The sequence below is a fragment of the Psychrobacter sp. CMS30 genome, from assembly GCF_904846565.1.
Lineage (GTDB): Bacteria > Pseudomonadota > Gammaproteobacteria > Pseudomonadales > Moraxellaceae > Psychrobacter > Psychrobacter maritimus.
The window spans coordinates 71,298-93,318 of sequence record NZ_CAJHBF010000008.1 but is presented as its reverse complement, the minus strand read 5'-3'; the positions used below and the strand labels follow the sequence as shown (position 1 = coordinate 93,318).

At 44.9% G+C, this 22,021-nt stretch carries 11 protein-coding genes, 1 tRNA gene and 1 pseudogene; 7 read left to right on the top strand and 6 right to left on the bottom strand.

The annotated features are described in order from the left end of the window. Positions 1 to 73: 73 nt before the first annotated feature. On the bottom strand, positions 74 to 4,681 hold the full coding sequence (locus tag JMX94_RS06030) for a UvrD-helicase domain-containing protein (protein ID WP_201564130.1): 4,608 nt from the start codon (positions 4,679 to 4,681) through the stop codon (positions 74 to 76). A gap of 84 nt (positions 4,682 to 4,765) precedes the next feature. Continuing rightward, positions 4,766 to 9,318 (bottom strand): annotated as a pseudogene (locus JMX94_RS06025) (exodeoxyribonuclease V subunit gamma). A 545-nt stretch (positions 9,319 to 9,863) separates the two neighbouring features. Here JMX94_RS06025 and JMX94_RS06020 point away from each other — a divergent pair. The 7 genes from JMX94_RS06020 (at position 9,864) to JMX94_RS05990 (ending at position 17,415) form a co-directional block, all read left to right on the top strand. After that, a complete protein-coding gene (locus JMX94_RS06020; RefSeq protein WP_201564128.1) occupies positions 9,864 to 10,430 on the top strand; it encodes a hypothetical protein in 567 nt (188 codons plus the stop codon). A gap of 66 nt (positions 10,431 to 10,496) precedes the next feature. Then, on the top strand, positions 10,497 to 11,339 hold the full coding sequence (locus tag JMX94_RS06015; RefSeq protein ID WP_201564126.1) for a hypothetical protein: 843 nt from the start codon (positions 10,497 to 10,499) through the stop codon (positions 11,337 to 11,339). A gap of 72 nt (positions 11,340 to 11,411) precedes the next feature. Beyond that, a tRNA-Arg gene (locus JMX94_RS06010) sits at positions 11,412 to 11,487 on the top strand. A 1,141-nt stretch (positions 11,488 to 12,628) separates the two neighbouring features. Then, positions 12,629 to 13,177 carry a spore coat protein U domain-containing protein gene (locus tag JMX94_RS06005; protein ID WP_201564124.1) on the top strand — a complete coding sequence of 183 codons (549 nt, stop codon included), beginning with the start codon at positions 12,629 to 12,631 and terminating at the stop codon, positions 13,175 to 13,177. Between the two features lie 5 nt (positions 13,178 to 13,182). Next, positions 13,183 to 13,944: a molecular chaperone gene (locus JMX94_RS06000; protein ID WP_201564123.1), complete on the top strand. Its 762-nt coding sequence runs from the start codon at positions 13,183 to 13,185 to the stop codon at positions 13,942 to 13,944. 22 nt (positions 13,945 to 13,966) lie between these two features. Then, entirely contained in the window at positions 13,967 to 16,357 is a 2,391-nt protein-coding gene (locus tag JMX94_RS05995; protein ID WP_227673537.1) for a fimbria/pilus outer membrane usher protein, read from the top strand. A gap of 2 nt (positions 16,358 to 16,359) precedes the next feature. Then, positions 16,360 to 17,415, top strand: coding sequence for a spore coat protein U domain-containing protein (locus JMX94_RS05990; protein WP_201564119.1), 1,056 nt, complete (start codon positions 16,360 to 16,362; stop codon positions 17,413 to 17,415). Between the two features lie 69 nt (positions 17,416 to 17,484). Here JMX94_RS05990 and JMX94_RS05985 read toward each other — a convergent pair whose 3' ends face one another. The 4 genes from JMX94_RS05985 to JMX94_RS05970 all read right to left on the bottom strand — a co-directional run bounded on the left by JMX94_RS05985 (position 17,485) and on the right by JMX94_RS05970 (position 22,008). Further along, positions 17,485 to 20,088, bottom strand: a complete 2,604-nt coding sequence (locus JMX94_RS05985) for a copper-translocating P-type ATPase (RefSeq protein ID WP_374220405.1) — start codon at positions 20,086 to 20,088, stop codon at positions 17,485 to 17,487. Between the two features lie 141 nt (positions 20,089 to 20,229). Beyond that, complete coding sequence (locus JMX94_RS05980; protein ID WP_201564117.1) at positions 20,230 to 20,406, bottom strand: hypothetical protein; 177 nt, start codon at positions 20,404 to 20,406, stop codon at positions 20,230 to 20,232. A gap of 129 nt (positions 20,407 to 20,535) precedes the next feature. Beyond that, a complete protein-coding gene (locus tag JMX94_RS05975; RefSeq protein WP_201564115.1) occupies positions 20,536 to 21,021 on the bottom strand; it encodes a DUF305 domain-containing protein in 486 nt (161 codons plus the stop codon). 27 nt (positions 21,022 to 21,048) lie between these two features. Beyond that, positions 21,049 to 22,008, bottom strand: coding sequence for a copper resistance protein B (locus JMX94_RS05970; protein ID WP_201564113.1), 960 nt, complete (start codon positions 22,006 to 22,008; stop codon positions 21,049 to 21,051). Between the last annotated feature and the right edge of the window lie 13 nt (positions 22,009 to 22,021).

The window sequence follows — 22,021 nt, the reverse complement described above, 5'->3', positions numbered from 1 at the left end:
TATATTTATAAGATTAATCGCTATATTAATTTGTTGCATCAAATTCGTGATTGCATGCATTTTGTATAGCCTGCTAACTTGGCATGCCAAACAATGCATCTAGGGCTTTAATAAAATCAATAGGAATGTCCCAAGTTACCAATCCGTAGCGGGCACTGCTTATTGATTTATGCTTTATTGAATTACTGTGTATTAAGTTATTACCGTCAAGCGTATTAGCCTCTTCTGCTGCCTTAATAGCTAACGAGGCAGCTGAATCATATACGCCCCGTAAAAAGACATACTCCACCGCGCCCAAATACTTATCTTCATTACCTGCATAGTCATTAATCCGCATCGATAAGAATCGATGCAACGCCACCTGATAAATCGCTGCTTGCAACCAATATCCTGCTTTGGACATTGCTTGCTTGAGGGTGTTTTCATTATAATCGCTTAGGCTATTTCCTAAAAAATTACTCTTATAGTCGACGACGTAATACTTGCCAGCATGCTCATACACCAAATCGATTTCACCACGTAAATAACGATACAAATGCGCTTTGTTTTGCGGAACAAGATTGACATGTTTGTCGGTTTCATTAGGCAGGTACTGTTGAAAAAGTCTATTAATATCTTGCGCTTTAAAACGCTCTGACAGCCCCATATTGAACTCTAATTCAGCGAACCTCTGACTTGCATCGATAGAGCATAAGGGTTGATTGGACGCTAATAGCGGCGTATGTAGCACCTCCTCAATCCAGCCAATGAGAGCTTCATGCTTGCTAGCATCTATCGAGTCCGAATCCAATGAATCAGTATTTAATGAAGTACTATCGCCTTGCTCTTGCTTCTTCGCTTGTAATCGACGACTTTGAGTTTCAGCGCTGCTATATACCAATGGCAGCTGATAGCTACTGATCGCTCTATCGATAACCTGAGACCACTGCGATTTATTATTAAAATCAATTTTTTCAAATATCTCATGCAAAAATGTACCCGCATTGGCACCTTTCACAAAAGTAAAACGAATATCATCCTCTAGCTTGAGACTTAACTCATCGACTTGGTTGGCAGAATCATTATCATTCAGTGATGGCACAACTGAAACTGAGGTTTCGGTCATATCAATATCTATCGCATCATCAATACGCTCATCCATGATAGCCATTGTCTGCGTTGATTCATCTAGCTGACGGGCTAAGGCGGTAAAACTGGTCTTAGCCCAACCATAAAAGTAATTGATTTTCATAACTTCTGAAAAATCATCATACTTAATAGGCTCTGTTTTGGGCTTAATCGAGGCAAGCGCTCCATTATCCGTTAATGCGCCTGCTTTAGCGGCAGCACAATTAACGTTATAGAACTCATTGACCTTATGCCCTCTAATCATACCTATAGTGCCTTTGAGTCTATCAGGCAATTCAAATTTTGGTTCTGGTGAGTCAAACCAATAGAACACCGGCTTTAATTCAAACCCTGTTTTGTTATGGGGATCCCGCAGCACCACATAAAGCTGCTCACTGGCGCGAGTAAATGCCACATAACCAAGCCGGCGCATCTCATCAAAGCCCTCTTGCGTCTCCATATCGGTATAATAGCCCTCTGTGGTCGCAGAGCCTTGTACAGGAGAGAATCGGCGCTGATTGCCTGTCGATTGCTGAGCCAACGCTGACTGATTTTGTTGAATAGCGTCTTGTTGAGTAGCATCTTGCTGGCTAGGGTTTTGTTGCGCGTTATAGAGATACAACCCATATTCTTCTTTATTACCTGACTTCCTACTGGCATCGCCCATACCCAGCACATAAACAATGGGAAACTCCAACCCTTTTGATTTATGAATGGTCATCAGCTGCACACCAGACTCTGTCGGTAGCGGATACTGCTTAGCCCAATCACTGCTAGGCGCACTATCTATGTTTTGTCTAAACCAGGCCAGCAGCTCGTACTCACCCATGCCGATACCATACTGCGCTAATATATCCATCACATGACGCAAATCCATAATATGACGCGCGCCTTCTGGATGCGCGGCTAAGGCTTGCCAAACGCCTTGCGGCTGTACAGGGCTTTGATCTAACAAGTAATGCATGGCCGATAATATGCCAAAGTGCTGCCAACGCTGTGTGCCTTCTTTTAAATAGCTAATAAAGTCTTGATAGCTTTTCTTATTATCAACGGCTTTTGTATTAGCGCTATTTAAATCTACAGCCCCTGACTCATGGTCAGTCATCATGGCTTTGATATCTTTTATACTCAGGCCATACAAATGACTGGTCAGCACCCGATTAATCATGTCATGACGATACGGATATAGCATGGCACTCAGCAGCGCTGCCACATCCTCTGCCATAACGGTTTCAAAGATACTGACATCACTGGTGGTCAAGGTCGGCACATTGAGTTTTACTAGCTCGTCTTCCACCCGTTTTAAATCTTTTTTGGCACGTGCCAGCACGCCGATATCGCTCGGCTGAATCGGTTTGCCTTTTAATGTCTGACCACTGCTGAGCAAGGTCGCAATATGACGCGCTGTGATTTCATGCTCATCGTACTCAAGCTCTTTGTCTTTATCATAAGGCAGGTGCAACACACTCACAGGCTGAGCAGAGAGCACATCACTCACCAAGTCACTCACTAAGTCGCTATTTAGGTCACTGTTTAGTATGTCTGGCTCATTAAACCAAGACAGCTGATTTTCTTCTTTATGTGCTTTAATGTGCTGGTAATAAATACCACTACCTAACTGTGCGAGCCTATTCTCATTAGTCACTGGCGCCGGCATACCAAACCAGCAGTTTAGAGCATTAATCACACTGGCGTTTGAACGGCGGTTAATATCGAGCGTCCAAAGGCTGCTTTTGTCAAACTGGGCTTTCATATAATTGTAGTTGGCGACATCACCACCGCGAAACCCATAAATAGCCTGCTTAGGATCACCCACTAATAATAAAAACTCATGGTTGGCTTTATGAGTAGTAGCCTGTTTGTCATTGGCCGACGGTTTACGCTTCGGCAGATAGATGCTTTCAATCATAATGGCTTGCTCGCCATTGATGTCTTGCGACTCATCAATCAATGCCACTGGATAGTGATGACGAATATAACGAGCCAACTTCTCTCCTTGCCGACCGGTTAATGCTTGGTTTAAGCGTACCATTTGCAAGCTAAAGGTGGTTTCACCGCGCTCTTCTAAGATAACCGGCAGCCTGTCACGTACCGCAAGCACGATATGGCGATTTAGATTAGCCAAGACACTCACTATGTATTCATCGAGCTTTTTGCTTTCTTCAATATACCATTTAAAGTCACGAACCACCTGCAACTCATTAAATATTAAATTAACTCTTTCACCATCTTTTGGTACACGAAACTGAGAGCCAATATTATCGGTTTTCTCAAAAGCTTCAATTAACTTCCCAGTATAAGTTTTTTTGTCTGATATGAACTTATAAGCGGCTGGACCAGACTCTTCTAACACTTGAATAATTTTCGGCCAAGACTCTCGGTTGTTCTGCAACTGCCCTTTGGGAACTTCATAATATTCGCCGTCAGGCTTAAAGAAAGCATCAAGCTCATCGCTGCGCTCAATGATACTGTGGATAAGCCGCTCATAACCCTCAAAAGAAAAATTACTGCTCACAACTTCATTAATTGGCGCAGAAACAAAATTCAGCGAACGAGTCACATAACTTTTATGATCGCCAACCGCCGTCAGCTTACCTTGTTGATCCATCAATGCATACAGCTTAGGCTGCTCATGATACAGCCTACTTTGAAACTGACGCAGTTCATCATGAATAATACTGTCCGTCACTTGCTCAATACTACTGTCTTCAATAATAGCCATGCCTTGCTGATGACCCGTCTCGCTACTGTACTCCTTAAGCCATTTTTGCGCCAAACTATCAAGGGTACCGACAAACAGTTTATCCAAGGTGGTTAATACCAACGCCGTACGTCGAATGGCTTCCGTCATGGGATAGCTGTATACATGATCAAGCAAGTAGCCGACCAAATGCAGATTAATAGGGTCTTGCATGATGTCATCTAAACGCGCATATTTAGCCTGCGCGACCAACCAATCCTCACGATCTTTTTTTGCTTGGGCGCGCTTTTCAGCAGCGGCTTTTTTGTCATGAACGTTGTCATAAACAACGTCTTGATTTAGTTCATCAGCATCTGTTTCAGCGTTTGAATCCGTGCTTAAGTTCTTGCTGGCCTTTTTATCCTTATCACTATCAGGTGTCACCTGTAGTATATGCAGATACAAACTCTCTTTATTAGCGAGGTCAGCACTCAGGCTATTCACCCATTGCAGCAGCTGATAAAAATCCACCAAACGATCATGGATGCGCTGACGCATCTCAGCTGCAGCGGCGCGAGTAAAGGTGGTCGCGATAATTTGCTCTGGCGCACGCCGTGCTTCAATCAACAGACGCAGTACAATGCCAGTTAGTGTCCACGTTTTACCAGTACCGGCTGACGCTTCAATAAGATGCCGACCCGTCAATGCAACATCAACCGCTGGTATCACATCCGCCTTATTCTTAGGCTTGGCCATGTCGTCATTCGCAACCTCACTGTCAGTCATACCCTGATATGTATCAATTGAGTGAGGCGATTCATTCAGGTACTCAGCGGATGAGTGTGGCTGGGTAGAAATGTCCATCATGTGAGTGGTGGCGGTAAATTCTGTCATATGAGCGTACACTTTTTATTATCAATTAAGCCAAAGGGCAAAAAACGAACCGTTTTAAACAGTTTTAAGTAACCAGCTAGCCTGCTAACTATCTAGACCAACTAGCGCTGTGAACATTGGCTCATACAGCGGCTGTGCTAACGTCGTTAATGCTGCTGATAGGGCTTTAAAGGCGTCTTGATCACGCAGTACGTATTGCCAAATGGCATGCTGCGAGCAGGTATCGTATACCGTGTCTACGTGATAGTTAGGTCTTAGCCAATCTGAGAAGTCTGCGCGTTTTGGCCAATAGCTGCCGCTCTCGTCTTCACTCTCTGCCGCTTTTGCGCATTTATCAAGATAACTGAGCGCATATTCTGGCAATAAGGTAATCGGCACTTGACCGACTAGCTTGCCAAATATCGCCCATTTTATTAGCTCAACCACGGCATCTTCATACACAATAGGGTTTAGCTTAAAGGCGGTTACTTTTTCATACTTTTTGACTTGTGAGCTGGGCTTATTAAAACGCCAAATACTTACGCCATCATTTAGTGCTACCTGCTCGGCTGTCGTGCGTCTGGCAACTTGCCAATACAAATGCGACAACCAAAACTTGATTAAATGCTTAGGGCTAGCAGAATTGGGTAGTATGTTTAACCACTGCTTGGGGATTGCTCAGCATAGGACACACCTGCCTGTATGTTAGAGCGATGGTTATTAGCATCTATTGCTACTGATGTTGGTACTAATATTGGTACTGAGCCTTTTATCTTAATGAATTGGGGTAATAGATTCAGTAATGGCGCATTATCAGCATGATCTAGCACAGCTGCTAGCTCTATCTGAACGGGATGCTCGATCGTTGGGGTCAGTAGCTGCAAACTACCTATATCGCTCGCCTCCAATATCTGAGCATCATCCAAGCCATTGTCCCAGCCATTAGCAATTAGTTGCTCTTTAAATTCCTGACATTGCTGTTGCAGCTTTTGTTGTTGATTGGGCAATGTCGTTTGGCGCGCCACACCTGCTGGCATGATTTTTTGATACATTAGAATTGGGCTGTCTTGCGTGGCTGCGCTGTCAGTACTGTTATTGGCTGCATCGCTCGCCAGCTCGTTAATCAAATACTCTTTTATCTGATAGGTCGTCAGATTGTCTAGGAATAGCGGCTCTTGATGTGCCATCGCTTCCTCGCCCAGCACCACGTGCACCTTTTGAGTACGTAAAAATGCCTTGGCCGGATGACGCACTTGATAGGCCAATACCCCTTCAACGTCTATCTCTCCAATATTAAATACAGTTTCGGAAAGTGCCTGTTTATTAGTAAGGTCATTAATCTCACCAGAATCACTGGAGACAGCTGTCGCTTCTAGTGACAGCATCTCAGCCAATGCATCTAATGTTTGATTTTCTACTTGTCCTAACTGACCTAGAGATTGACCAAGCAGCTGAGCGATTGATTCGTACTGTGCTTTGGTAGGCAAGCCAACCAGTTCTGCATGCTCACTAGATGCTAGGCCTTTTAAGGTATGAAACACCGCTTGCCAAAGGGGCGCAGGCGGAAACTGACGTTTTTGCGCAAGCTTAGTTTTGCGCATGGCTTTATTCAAAAGAACATCTAACTCATCTGCACTATCAATAAGTCTGTTGTCTTGAATATTATTTTCAGTGTGGATAGCTGCGCTTTCATTCAAATTGAGCTTAGGAGTGTCAGACGATTGCTCACAAACATCTGCGTCTTCAATGTCTGTTTCAAACAAACTCTCATGAAACGGTAGTGCTGGATGCTCCGTCACCAGCCACTGCTTAATCAATTTAGGTAAATAACGCTTAAGGCTCTCGGTGGTAGAGTCAACATTCTCAGGCAATGTGTCTAACGCTTCAAGCGAGTTGACCTGCCACTGCACCTCACCTTGCAAAAACTGTAATAGCTCACTGACTGGGTTGGCGGGCAGGTGCTCGTGGGTGTCCGTCAAGCTTTGACCGTTGTAAAATATCCAGCAAGCACTGCGCGCACACAGCAATGCGTCTAAAAACGCACCATTATCATCATCTTCACTGACTCTATCACCGCGGCGGGAATTGGTGGCTTTCAACAAATCATAGCGATTATCAAGATCACGCCCAGGGAATTCAGAGAGATCCATATTGAGCATCACCACCAAATCAAAAGGCACGTTTCTTAACGCACCAAATCGACCAAAGGTACTCACCCCAGTCGGCTCGGCACTGACCTGCTGACTCTCAAGCTCCGCTTCAATACTGTCCAGCATAAAGCTCAGTTTTAGCGGCAACTGCTCAACGCCTGCCAGCCTTTGCTCTACTTCTTTTTTGTTAGCATTACTGACACTATCGCTACTGGCATACTGTCTATAGTGGCGATTGGCCCTCAGGCTTGATTTAAAGCCATTCATAGCGTTATAGATGGCGCGCATCGTACGGGTCTGATCGACATCACCAAAATAGCGGTGAATGACTTGTGTCTCAATCTGATCGAGCCAATCCTCTGCTTTTAGTTTTTGTGTATGATCATCACGGCGCGCGGTCAAACCGGCATAGATACGACAAAGCGCTTCGACAATCATCGCATCATTTAGGCTCACTTGCGGCAGCGGCAAACTCATCTCTGGCAAGGCTGTGCTTGGCCAATCTTCCTGTGCCAAAGGATATAAGCAATCGCTTAAACTGGCCTCTGGCATTACCAGACCCAAAGTTAATCTATCTAGCGCTTGAGCAAAGGTAAATCGGTAGTCATAGTCGTTGCTATCTAAGGTTTGTTTAAGATGCCATTCATCAAAGCCGCGGATAAAGCCTGCCTCTACCAGCAAATCACAACCACGGCTCATCTGGTCATGGGTTAAGCCAAAACTTTCATACAGCGGTGGTAGCATTAGCCAATCAAGCACCTCTGCCGCTTCAAAGCGGGCACTATGGCTGCCTAATAGCTTATAAAAACCAATAATGGCTTCCCATAGCTGACGAATATCCGCATCGACAACACCGGTTACCTTTGCAGGTAGGGTCAAACCATCTTGTCCTTTACCGCTGACGAAAATAGAGCTGATCAGCGCATGGTGACGCTCAACATCGGGTAGCAAAACGACAATATCGGATATATGGCGTTTTTTCTCACCAGATTTTAGCGGTTCATTGAGCCAGCGCCCAATCATGATACGCAGTACTTCAAGTTGACGCTGCAAACTATGACACGAATGAATACTTAGGCTATTATCTTGCGCAGACATTGCCCAAAAACGCTCCTTCTCAAAGCGTTTATTCTCTAACACTTCATCGTCATACCAAGGCGTTTCTTGCTCGTCTTGATTAGAGCCTGTCTCTAGTTGTTTACTGACTGCTTGCGAGACTTTGGCCGCGGTCGCTTGCTGGGTAGACTTCTCGTCTAGCATCAACACATCATTTTGCAAACGCTTTAATAAGCTTGGGCTCTCTTGCACCTGTTGCGCACTGTCATCAAAATCAATACCGAAGTCGTCGCGCAAGCCATCATTGTTATCATCGCCCTCATTAAAAATATCCTGCCACTCGACGAGTGCATCTTGGTATTGCTCATTACCCGATAAATTAGCAAGCATCGCAAAGGTATCGCGTGATTGCTTACCCAAACGCGACAGCAGACTGTGACCATAGTCACGCAAAAACACGCTTTCAGGGTTAATAATCTGCTGACGCTGTAGCCACGACTTATCAACAATATCCGCCCAAAACAGCTTGGATGGGTTGTAGTGCAGCAATGTAATATTCATGTATTGTGATAAGCGCTGTAAAAAGTCGAGCTCGGTCTGTGGCAATTGCTGAATAGTAAAAATACGCAGAACTTTGGGCAGTTGAGCACGCTCATTCGCCTTGTTTTCTTTTAAGGCTGACCAAAAGGTATCTTCAAGCGCCACACGGTGCTGATGCACATCGGCAAACAAATGCGACCATAAGAAACGCTGCGCGACCTCTAACTCTACATAGTGCGCCACCAACCACTCAGGCGTGCCACGCGCATACTTATCGAAGCGCAGGGATAGTGCATCTTTATCTGCTATCAGCGCATCCACATTGAGCGTTTTGTTGTGTGACCACAGATCTAACCAGTCCTCACGATGGGTCAAATAGCGGTTAAACACCCTCGCCAAATCACTTGCCAGCTGCCAAATACGCGCATCTTGTTGCGCCTTATCTTGTTGTGCGTTGTCTTGTCGTGCACTGTCCTGCTGAACTTCCTCTTGCGGCTCATCGATTAAAGACGCTAGCAATGGATGAACGGGGTGTTTTTCATCCCCTACACTTGCCTCTTGGTAATAAGTCAAATAGCCAAATAAGCGCCACTGCATTACCGTTGGTGACAGCACTGCCACCTCAGGCACATTCAACGTTGACGCTTCAGGGTTTTGCTCTAATATATAGGTGTTATGACGGCTCAACACATCCTGCATCAATGTCCACTGATACTGACCCCAAAACGTCGTCGTCACTAAGGTGCTGATACCCGCTTGACTTGCAATAGACTTATCTAGCCAATCACCAAGTACCATTGACGGCACAATGACCACAAACTCTTCAAAAATGGGTTGGTTTTTGGACTTATAAGCCTCCAGCAACTGCTCAACCAAAAGCTCGGTACGGTGGGACTGAATGATTTTAAACATAAAGGATAGTCTGATTGAATTGATAAGGTGAATAATAAAATGGCGTTAAGAAAAAGTAACATTAAGAAAAATTAACGTGGAGAAGTATGGCTGACTATTATAGCGCCGTCTTTATAGTAGCTTCTCAGTAGACAGCGCACATCAATGGCGATTAAGAAATGCGACAAGCAGTACTCACCAATCTATGTTTCTAGGTCGTTACTGGACTGTATTTCTGCTAGCATACTGAGCGTAATCTAATAAATAGCCGCATAAAAATAATAGCAACGGTTAACGACGAGCGACTTATTAACTATAAGCCTGAGAAATTGTAAAATAAGCGGATATTAGTGTGCCATTGATGCTGGTTATTTACCAGTCTATTCATCGCGGCAGAAGCACCGCGCGACATTCAGTGTCGTGCTATTATGCTGCTTAATTTGCTAGAAGACTATTTGTTTGCAAGACAAGATATTGTTATCTTAATTGATTGTCTTATGTCACTGTTTACCGTTGTTGATACTTAACTATTTAATCTTTTTATATTGACGAGATACTATAATACTATGCCTTTGCGTCCCATTGATGCCATCTTCGTCCATCCTAAACGACGTTTATATGTTGTATACTATCGCGGTGAGCTGTGGGCACTGCCGCGCATGAAAATTGATGATAGGTCATGGCAAAACAGACAGCCCTATACCGATGATAGCAGCTCGCTTTATTTAAGCATTCATCAAGCCATTAGCGACCCCGTGCTCGCCCAAAAACTACGTACTTTAAACTTGCCAGCGGCGGTTCGCGGCAGTACGTTACCACGCTTTGAGGCATGGTGGGAGACAAATGGTTTTAAATGGCTCAAAGATAAGCTTGCGACAGGTGAATCGCCTTTAGCCGCGCACCAAACGGTAGCGCCCAAAATGGCAGGGGCAAAAGCGATTGACAAGCAGACGGTTTCCCCTTCAAACTACCAAGCTGCGCCATTAAATAATGCTAGCAGCATCAAGAAAAACAGTACTATTAAACAAAAAATTAGCGAGCAACAAACAACAGCTACTACTGTAGAAGCGACAGATATTTTTGCTGATATGCTGGCTGATTTGGCGGCTGAGGTGTTAAATCCGCACGAGTAAATTTACTACCATTCGTTATTTATTTAAATCACTGATTACTTTAACCAAAAAAAAGAGCGGTAACTTATGAGAGACTACAAGCTGCTATTAGCCGGGCTTATTTTACTGCTGCTGATTATTTTTATCGCCATTTTTACTTGGTTATGGACCAGCAATCGTAAAAACATGGATCCTCTGCCTATTATGGCAAATGATAATGATGCATCAACGGCGACAGCGGATGATGAAAACGCCATTGCCAAAAGCACCTTGCATATACAAGCAGAAGACAAGATACAAGTGCCTTTAGATGCTGTTATCACAACCTTTCAATCACGCTATCCGCATGTGCAGATAGTCACAAACTATGTTACTTCCGCGGCCCTTCTAACGCTATCTGACAGCGAATTTGCCGACAGTCATCGCACTGACGATGAGCGCGCATCTTATGTCGTGAATACCGATATAATTATTGCTAATAGCAAGCTGTCAAAAGAGCGCTTATCCCCACTGCAAGAACAATTAAAGGCGGCTCAAGATAAGCACAATCAAAATAAAGTGAAAAATAATAGTGTTCAAGAGGCAACAGCGGAAGATGGTCTTAATGAAAATAATGAGACTGATACTGAAGTGGCAACTCAAGCTAAAAGTGACAATACCGATACCCGCAGCCTTATCTCATTTAGCTATGCGTTACAAGATGCACAAGCAGTAGATGGCGTTGTATTGACGCCAAACCCTGCTGCTATTAATTTTAGAAACTTTTTGCTTTCAAGTACCGGACAAGACATCTTAAGTCAGCATGATTATAACAATATCGATGGCTATAAGAACGATATGGATAATTTATTCAAACCGAACTCAGGCGCCAAACAAGCAACAGGCGAGCTGAAAGTAGATGTCGCCGACGCCCTTAGCAATGGTAAGTGAGCATAAAGCCCGCTGCTTAATGATTACTCATTGCTTTTGTAATTGGTTTTTTCTACAATAGCATTCCATTATGCGCTTATAGCTCAACAGGATAGAGCAGTTGCCTCCTAAGCGATCGATCGGGGTTCGAGTCCCTGTGGGCGCACCATTGAATACAAAAAACCTTGTACGCTTTACGCTACAAGGTTTTTTTACATCTATAAGACTTATATTAACTGTTTCGTTGCACCACTAAGCCATCCAATCTCTCAATCGCATACCTAGCTTTCATAATATTTTTTTCTCGTTAGTTTCAACTGCTAGTATCGTTTTTAGCAACACTGGCTGGCTATTATCTTGAGACAAGAATAGTAAAGCTTTGTTGCTTTACATACATTGACCATTCTTTAGTCGTTATAGTGCTCACCCATAGATTAGAACGAGAAAAATTGTGTTTCTCAATCATTATCGGTAATAACGTTGATGAAGAGTTTATATTTTGCGAATGTAGCGGCAGAAAAACGCTACATACTTATAATAATATTAAGATAAATTGGTCATTATCTTTAGTTCCAATAGTTATTACCTTTGGCCTGTGGAGCTTTGTTATTCTGTACTATGTAATATTTTCCAATAGATGGAAGTGCGCTAAATGTGGCTGTAGAAGATAGCGTGTTTCATCCTTGTTATAGAGTAAATAAGCCTTTAGTTCCTTTTCAAATTCCTATCGCCTCAAAAAAACTCCAAAGCAGTTTTTGCAACTTCAGTTGTATGGCTATATCCCCAATACTGTCCAAACCTCCCGCCTCTCTACTTTATAAGCGTCTGGCCCTTAACAGCCTTCTCATTACTTTCTTTTGATAACAGTAATTTAAAGAAATATCTCATCATATCAAAACATCAAGCCATTTCATCAGAATCCACAGTAGGAAATGACATCAAGTCATTTTTTTGTCATGTGTTAAACAAAGACTTTCTGTTTCTAGAGTTTGAGAAATATCCATAAAAATAGTTTGTGATTATGCAACTATTAACAATATGTTTATAACTGGATATATCTGTGGATACATGTTAGTCACAAACTTCTATAGTAATGGTGTCATGCTTTAGTAACAAGTATTAAAGATAGTCGTGGTTATTGTAACTGAAAGAGTCGGTTCGCCTCCGGTAATCATCTTATACCAATGGGTTCTAGATTGCCAAGAAGACGTGATTTCTGCTATCTAGCTCGGCAAGCGCAGCGTATTCAACGGATTATGCTGCATTACATCACTGAAATACCAACCGATCTAAACCTTTGGAGATTTACCATGCAATTTAAAAAATCCTTAATGACCGCTACACTAGTTACTCTTGGTGGATTCGCTGCTATGTCTAGTGCCAATGCGTCTGGCACAAAATCATCTGAGTTTGGAATCACGACGACCATTACCTCAGTTTGCGCCATAGACGCTACTGCCGCCGCTATTAGTTTTACAGACATTGCTGCCGGTACTGCATTCGCAGATGGGACGATTTCAAATAAGAAATCTGCTGGAGATATCTCAGTAATGTGCTCTAATGATGCACCTTATGTCATTAATCTAACAACGACTGGCAACTCAGCTAGCACTACCGGTGAAGGTCTTATGACAGGGGTTTTAGGCGACACTATTACATATCAGTTGCACTCTACTTTAGCGGGTGATGCGCCTTGGGGTAATGCAGGAACTCTTGAAGTAACTGGTAACGGTGTTTCAGATATAGGAATAGGAGTATCCACACCTGTCCTACACTCTGTGTATGCCACAATAACAGGCAGCACCGATGTTAAGCAAGATACGTATTCGGATACCATCACTGCTTCTGTAATCTACTAATAGTTATGTTAACTCTCTGGTTACACCGTGTTGCAAAATATAGTGTGATCTCAAGCTTGCTGCTGTGTAGCAATTGGGCGATGGCGAGTGGGCTGCAAGTCTCTCCCATCTCCTTAAGCATACAAGCTCGAGAAAATGCCAGTGGTCTGACCCTAAGTAATACCGGTGACAATGTGGTGCATGCGCAAGTGCGTGTGTACCACTGGTCGCAGGATGAAACAGGCGATCAGCTCACACTATCACGAGGATTATTGGCCAGTCCGCCAATGATTGAGCTCAACCCCAACGACAAGCAATTAATTCGAATTATCCGTGCCAAAGCACCGCCGCACGGCAGTGGCGCTGTAGCAGATAGCTACCGGATTTTGGTTAATGAGCTACCGATTAAATCTCCTGACCAAAAAAGTGGCTTACAGTTTGCATTGAGCTATTCCCTACCCGTATTTGTACAGCCTGTTGGTGTTGTCAAGACCGCCCCAAAACTGCAATGGAGCACGCATGTGCAGCCAGATAACAAGCAGATAAAATTACGTGTCCACAATGGCGGCAATGGTCATGCCCAACTGGCAAGCCTAAGCTTTGTAGATACGACTGGTACTAGCATTGATGTCCATAAAGGTTTGCTGGGTTATGTTTTACCAGGCGCTACCATGTACTGGACACTGAAAACACCGCCCTCGGCACTAACGACAGGTGGTAAGTTCAAGGCAATGATCAATGGAACTGAGACGATTCAAGACGTTACGCTGGACACTTCCGATCGCTAAAATAGCCTTATTGCAAACCTTAATGATACCTATCAGCCATGCTATCGAACCAAACGATATCATAGCTACCTCTACAGACCTTCCCAACGACAGTCTCGCACAGCTTGATTTAGACCGTGACGAAAACGACCATCCAGACAAGCTTGATCTCTATTTGGAGGTTAAGCTTAACGGCGCTGATAAGGGCTTAGCGTCCTTCGAATACTATAATGACCAGTTATGGGCCAGTACCAACGTATTGCAGCAACTCGGCTTTATAGTGCCGCCCGATATCCTCGAACCAATACCGCTAAACACCCTACCCGATATCAAGATTGATTATGATGCACGTCAGCAAACGCTCAACCTCATTGCACCGCTAGATATACTCAACCTTGCTACCACCGTCGTTAATACCCGCAATAGTAAACGCCCGCAACCGACCGCCTCGCCTGGTTTTCTGTTAAATTACAACCTCTATGGTACCCAAACCGAAAACAACGCGACCAGCCTAAGTGCTTATACAGAACTGCGCGCGTTTAATGACTTGGGTGTATTAAGCTCTACTGCCCTGACGACTGGCAATCGCTTTGCCGGTAGCGATACTAATCGCAATGACTGGGACAGCCGCACGGTGCGTTTGGATAGCAGTTGGAGCAAATCATTCCCTGATAAGCTGCTCACCGTCAGCGCTGGCGATATACTCACAGGGGCACTGTCATGGACCAGGTCGACGCGCTTAGGCGGACTGCAATTTGGCACTAATTTTGACCTGCAGCCCTATATGACCACCACGCCTTTGCCGTCGTTTTTTGGTTCCGCCACCCTGCCCTCAGCGGTCGAACTGTATATTAATGGTCTCAAGCAATACAGCGGTGACGTACCCGCCGGTCCTTTTGAGCTGCATACAGCGCCCAGCTTTAGCGGTGCGGGCAATGCCCAGCTCGTCTTGACTGATGCGTTAGGACAAAACACCACGCTTAATTTCTCACTTTATGATGCCCATCGTTTACTGCAGTCAGGGCTGTCCGATTGGTCAGTGGAGCTCGGTGCCGTACGCCAAAACTATGGGCTCAAATCTTTTGATTACGGCAGCGATATCGCCGGCTTTGGCACTTGGCGTTATGGGGTCAGTGATCGCTTTACTGCCGAAACCCATGCTGAAGTGACTGACGGTCTTAGTAATGCTGGTGTCGGTGGCACTTGGTTATTGGGTAGTAAAGGCGGCGTCTTATTTGCATCGCTAGCGGGCAGCGACAGCCAAGGTGAAAGTGGCTCGCAATACAGTGCAAATTACTCTTGGAATAACAGTCGCTTCCATATTGGTCTCAATGCCACCGGTACTCAAGGTGACTACCGTGACGTCGCCACACGCTACGGAGAGGCTCCCAACCGCCGCAGTGAACAACTCTCAACAGGTTATAACACCCAATCTATGGGCAGTTTCGGTCTCAGTTATAATCAGGTCGCTTTTGCACAGCAAGAGACCTCACAGTTTGCCAGCGCCTCTTGGCGGAAATCCTTTGGGCGACGCCTGAGCCTGAACGCCAATTACAATCATGATATTCATAACTCTGATAATAACAGCGTCTCTTTTGGGGCCTCGCTATCCTTAGATCGTAATATCTCGCTGAACAGTAGTCTGCAGAGCACCAACGAGCGTCATTCCTTGGTAACAGATGTGTCGCAATCAACACCAGGTGCGGGCGGCATAGGCTGGCGCGCACAAGCAAGGCACAGTACCCGTAATAACAGTACGGGTAACAACAGCAGTACCGATGGCCTAGCCGAATTGAATTATCTTGGTCCATACGGTCGATTACAGGCTGGTATCAGTAGTAACAACGATAGCTACTCTACTTATGCGAGCGGTACAGGCGCGCTGGTGATGATGGGCGGAGGCTTATTTGCCGCCCGCCAAATCAATAATGGTTTTGCTGTGGTCTCCACTGATGGTATCGCCAATGTGCCAGTACTGCTGCAAAACAGTCCCATTGGTACGACGAATAAGCGGGGTCTGTTATTGGTGACGCCATTGAACGCTTACCAAGAGAATAAGATTGCGATTGACCCCATGGATTTGCCTGCTGACCTGCGTATTGACAAGGTGAATATTAAAGCCACGCCGACTGACCGCGCTGGAGTGTTAGTAAGCTTTGGGATCACAACGGTGCGCTCGGCCTCTGTTATCCTCACAGACAGCGATAACCAGCCGCTACCGCTTGGCAGTCAAGTGCAGTTCCTCACGAACAAGGATGCGCCTTCAGCCATTATTGGATTTGATGGCGAAGTCTATTTAGATACCTTAGATAAGCACAATGTTCTCACAGTGATGACGCCCTCCAATGATAGTTGTACGGTCAGCTTTGATTATCATAAACAGGGCGCTGACATTCCACTAATCGGTCCTCTCATCTGTCAAAAGGTAGAATAATAATGAAGTTATTTCGGTGGTATTACGGTCCACTTTTAGTGCTAGGCGCATGGTGGTTACCAACAATTGAGGCAAATGCTGAAACAGATGTTGAAACAAATGCTGTCAGTGTGGCTTGCAGAGCGGGCATGAACACCGCTGCAGGAAGCACTGGCAATGTAAATATTGGAAGTAAAATTACTCCTGCAAACGCTCATAACGCTAGCCTTACTGTCACCTTAATTTATAGCTGCACAAACTTAGGTAGCACTGCGGGCACTGTCTCGGTCTGTCTAGGCGCTGATGGTGGTAGCTATGACCCTACAAACATCTCTCCACGCTATATGTCTATTAATGGTCCAGGCACAAACCCGCGCTTAGCGTTCACCATGACTCAAAACAATACTCTTTGGGGTACTCGCAATGGTAGTGGCTCTGAATATAATTCAGGCGCACATCCAATTGCCGCCGGGTCAACTATCAAGGGGCAAACTGATATAACTTTCTCCCTAGTTTCAGACCCCAGTAATGTTAATGCCACACCTGGTGTCTACACCAGTAGTTTTTTGGAGAAAGGCAATACTACATTGAGATACGAAGACGGTGATCATACTAATCCTAACGCTGACTGTACAAAGGGCATTCAAGCAGTTTTTAGATTCCCATTTACCGTTGAAGCAACTGTCATTCCAAGCTGCGAAATCACTGCTAAACCTACCGATATCAATTTAAAAAATATTGCGGCAAGCGCGACTAATACCAAAGGCAGCACTAGTATCGGTGTAACCTGCACCAATGGTGCTGCCTACAACATTGGCTTAGCTCCCTCCAACGGTAACGTAAATGGTGCAGGCATTATGACTGGGACTATTCTTAACAGCGACGTGATACCTTATCAATTACAATCTACTGATGGAACAGCATGGGGTAATACTCTTCTTGCTGAAAGCATAAAAAATGGCGTGGCTGATAAAGGCACTGGAGTAAATCAATCACATATTGTGCATGTTGTCGTACCCAGTGCCGACTTCAAGCCTGATTACTACTCTGACATCGTAAACATTAGCGTCAATTACTGATAACTTTTATTTTGGGGCTGTAGTAGATAAGGATTAAATATCACACTGTACCTCTTCACCGTACCAAAATTATAGTTTCAAGCGACTTAATCTCAGCGCGTTGCCAATCACCGATACTGAAGAAAGACTCATAGCTGCTGCCGCTATCATAGGACTAAGAAGAAGCCCAAACACAGGATATAGCACGCCAGCAGCAATCGGTACACCAAGTGCGTTGTAGATGAAGGCGAAGAACAGATTCTGTCTGATATTACGCATGGTGGCGTGGCTCAGCTTATGGGCTTTGGCAATACCCATTAAGTCGCCTTTTAGCAAGGTAATCCCTGCACTCTCCATCGCCACATCAGTACCGGTACCCATAGCGATACCGACATTCGCTTGCGCTAGTGCGGGCGCGTCGTTGATACCGTCCCCTGCCATCGCCACCAATTTACCGCTGTCTTGCATCTCTTTGACGATGCGGTTTTTATCCTCTGGTGAGACGTCGGCATGGACTTCATCGATACCTGATTTATTGGCGACTGCCTGCGCAGTTTTTTCGTTATCACCCGTTAGCATGACGACTTTTAGTCCCGCATCATGAAGCAGTGAAATAGCCTCCTTGGTGCTTGGTTTAATAGGGTCAGCAACTGAAATAATACCAGCCGCTTCACCATCTATCGCCACAAACATGACCGTTTCACCATCCTTTCTACGGACGTCAGCTTTAGTAGACAAATCCTGGTCGAAGCTGTTTAAACGCTCCATAAGCTTTGAGTTACCGATAGCGACTTGTTTGCCGTTGACTACCGCTTGTACGCCCTCGCCCGTCGTTGAATTAAAATCACTAGCCTTGGAGATAGTAAGTGACCTATCTTGAGCCGCTCTCACGATAGCTTCTGCTAAAGGATGCTCACTGGCACTTTCTACGGCAGCTACTAGCGCTAAAAACTCATCCTCATCTTGACCTGCCAGCGCATCAATCGCAGTCAGCTCAGGCTTACCGGCAGTCAGCGTTCCAGTTTTATCAACAATGATAGTATCGACCTTTTCCATTGTCTCAAGCGCTTCGGCGTTTTTAATAAGGACGCCGTTTTGCGCCCCTTTACCCGTACCGACCATGATTGACATCGGCGTTGCAAGTCCGAGCGCACAAGGACAAGCGATAATGAGCACCGCAATGGCGTTAACCATTGCATAGGCCATAGCAGGCTCAGGGCCAAATATCGCCCACACAATAAATGTTACGATGGAGGTAACAATAACAATAGGTACAAACCAACCTGCTACCTTGTCAACCAAGCGCTGGATAGGCGCGCGGCTACGTTGGGCTTCGGCAACCATTTGCACAATTTTGGATAATACCGAATCTGCTCCGACATTGACCGCTTCGACCAATAGCGTGCCAGTGCCATTTACCGTACCGCCCGTCACTGTATCTCCCTGTACTTTTGATACGGGGATTGGCTCACCCGTGACCCTTGATTCGTCAACATTACTATTACCATCGAGCACAGTACCATCTACTGGCAGCTTCTCACCGGGTCTAACTCTTAGCTGGTCACCACTGACGACTTCGTCAAGTGAGACTTCACTCTCTTCTCCGTTTTCATCAACACGTCTTGCGGTTGGCGGTGCGAGCTCAAGCAAAGCTCGAATCGCGCCTGAAGTTTGACTTCTGGCTTTTAGCTCCAGCACTTGACCAAGTAGCACCAAGGTTACGATGACAGCTGCCGCTTCATAATACACCCCCACTTGACCAGCGCCATCTCTAAAGCTATCTGGGAAAATATGCGGGAAAAAGGTCGCGACAATACTAAAAATATAAGCAGCGCCTACACCTAGCGCAATCAAGGTAAACATATTCAGATTGCGGCTTTTGATAGACTGCCAGCCTCGAACGAAGAACGGTGCGGCGCCCCAAAGTACAACCGGAGTAGCAAGCACTAACTGTATTATTTGACCAAGTTGTCCAGAGATATCAATTGAGCCAATTTGATCTAGGTTTATCCCAAACATATCGCTCATGGCATAAATAAATAGCGGCAAGGTAAGTAAGGTGCAAATCCAAAAGCGCCGTGTCATATCATCGAGCTCTTCGGTATCTTCTTCACCAGCAGTGATAGTTTCAGGTTCGAGCGCCATACCGCATATCGGACAGCCACTATTCCTAACGTCTCTTACTTCTGGATGCATGGGGCAGACATAGACCGTACCCTTATAATCGTCTGGTACTTTGTCGTATTTCCCGCCTTTGATGGATTTTACATCAGTGCTGTGAGTGGTATCCGTTCCATGACAATGCACATGACTGTCTTCATCAGTAACCTCGCCCTCAGGTTTAAGAAACATACCGCATATTGGGCAATCGCTTTTCTCAACATCTCTCACTTCTGGATGCATGGGACAGATATAGATCGTACCGCTATAATTTTCCGGTACTTTATCGTATTTACCGCCTTTGACAGGTTTTACTTCACCGCTGTCCGCGCCTTCTCCATGACCACCTGCATGGCTGTGGTTATGGGCGTGATTATTATTGCTTGAGTTAGCGACCTCGTCTTCAGGTTTGAGTGCCATGTTGCATATTGGACAGCCACTATCTTCAACATCTCTGACTTCGGGATGCATTGGGCAGGTATAGATTGTGCCACTATAGTCAGCAGGTACTTTATCGTACTGTCCGCCTTTCATAGATTGAGTATCGTCAATATGTTTCACAAAACCACTCCTTGAAGACCATGAGTAGAGATTTTGAATCCGTAATATCAACCGCTGATAGCCGTTGTCTCTACTCTTGTTTTACACACCCAACAACTTAGTTAAGCATAAGACTTAGTCTGGTTTACGCAGATATTTGATCAGCGACATAATAATTAATATCAGTACCACAAAAACCAGTACCGTGAACAACAGAAAGATAATAGATCCTCCCCAACCCATACCATGCATTGCTCCATTCAGCATGCCGTGCATAGGCGTGTTCATCATACCGTGCATCATAACAACCATTACAAGGACTCCTTATTTGTTATTTCCTTAGTATTAGTAATGATATAGTACTAGCGTATGTACGTACACCTTTCAATAGGCTGCTTACTTAATGACACCTAATACGAAATGCTCAAAATTTATGACTGTCTATTCCAGCGCTTCGATCAGCGCCTGCATCTCAGCGATTTCACGCTTTTGCGCTTTGATAATATCGTCAGCAAGCTGACGCACGCGTGGATCTTCGATATCTGCTCGTGAGCTGGTCAAAATAGCAATCGAGTGATGTGGTATCATCGCCTGCATCCAATCGACTTGATCGACGGTTGCTTGAGAGCGCACGCCCCAGATACCGATGGCAAATAGCACGACGCTAATGCCATAAACCATCAAATTAATTTTGGTTTTTTTGTACATATTACCCATAAAGGCCAGCATAATGACGGCCATACCGGCACCCATGTAGAGCGCCATATAAGCTCGGGTTTCACTAAAGTAAACATGACTCCATTCATAAGTATTGAAATACATCATGATGTACATCACAATCGTAGACGTCACGATCATCAAGGTGAACTTGACATAAGGGTTCATGCCCTGTTGATGATTCATGTTGTTTTGATCTGAAGCATTCATAGTATATCTCCTATTACATTAATAATATTAGAACCAGAATTTAACCCCCGCAGTCAAACTGCTGCTATCAACCGATTCATTATGTTGACGACGCTGATCTCGAGCACTGCCAAGCGCTGTCTCATAACTCACACCCACATAAGGCGCCAGTTGGCGACTGAATGTCTCATAAGTGAGCCTCACTTCAGCCTCCATCTCGTTAAAGCCTTTGGTAATATGATTGTCGCTGTCTTCTTTACTAAAAGCAGACAGCCCTACTTCCGGTATCACAACCCAGTGCTGGCTCAAACGCCACTCGTATTCTGCGCCAAGGTCCAATCGAACTTGTCCATCAGAATACAGATAAGCTCTGGCATCGGTTTCAATAAAGTAAGGCATAGTACCGACAATACCCGCCATAATGGCAGGTTTGTCATTTTCGGTATCATAAGCAACACCGGCCTCGCCATTCCAGAAGATACTTAGCGGCTTCCAGTAAGATAGTGAGGTCAGACTATCAATTTCTTTATCACCTTCGGTCTGAATACTACCTTCGCTGCGTAAAGAGAGGCGGCGCTCATCTAGGCCATACCAAGCACCAACCTCATAATTAATCTGATCGTCATCAAACTGATAACCTAAATCATCTACAGAAACGCCCCATAATGGCATATCACCCATCATCATAGGCTTACCATACTGTCCATAGGGAACGCCGTTTGAGTAGTCGGAACTTCGTGCATCAGCTGGCGCCTTACCACCTTGCATACCTGACATATCCATGCTGCCATGATCCATATCCGACATGTCCATACCTGACATATCCATTTTGCTGTGATCCATATCTGACATGTCCATACCTGACATATCCATACTACTATGATCCATGCCTGACATCATCATGTCTTTTTTAGCAGTGGACGGGTCAGCAGCATTAGCAAATGATGATGCCAGCAGTACCAATGATGATGCCCCAGCGAACCGTAAACCTACTTTATGTATTTTCATCTCATCTCTCACC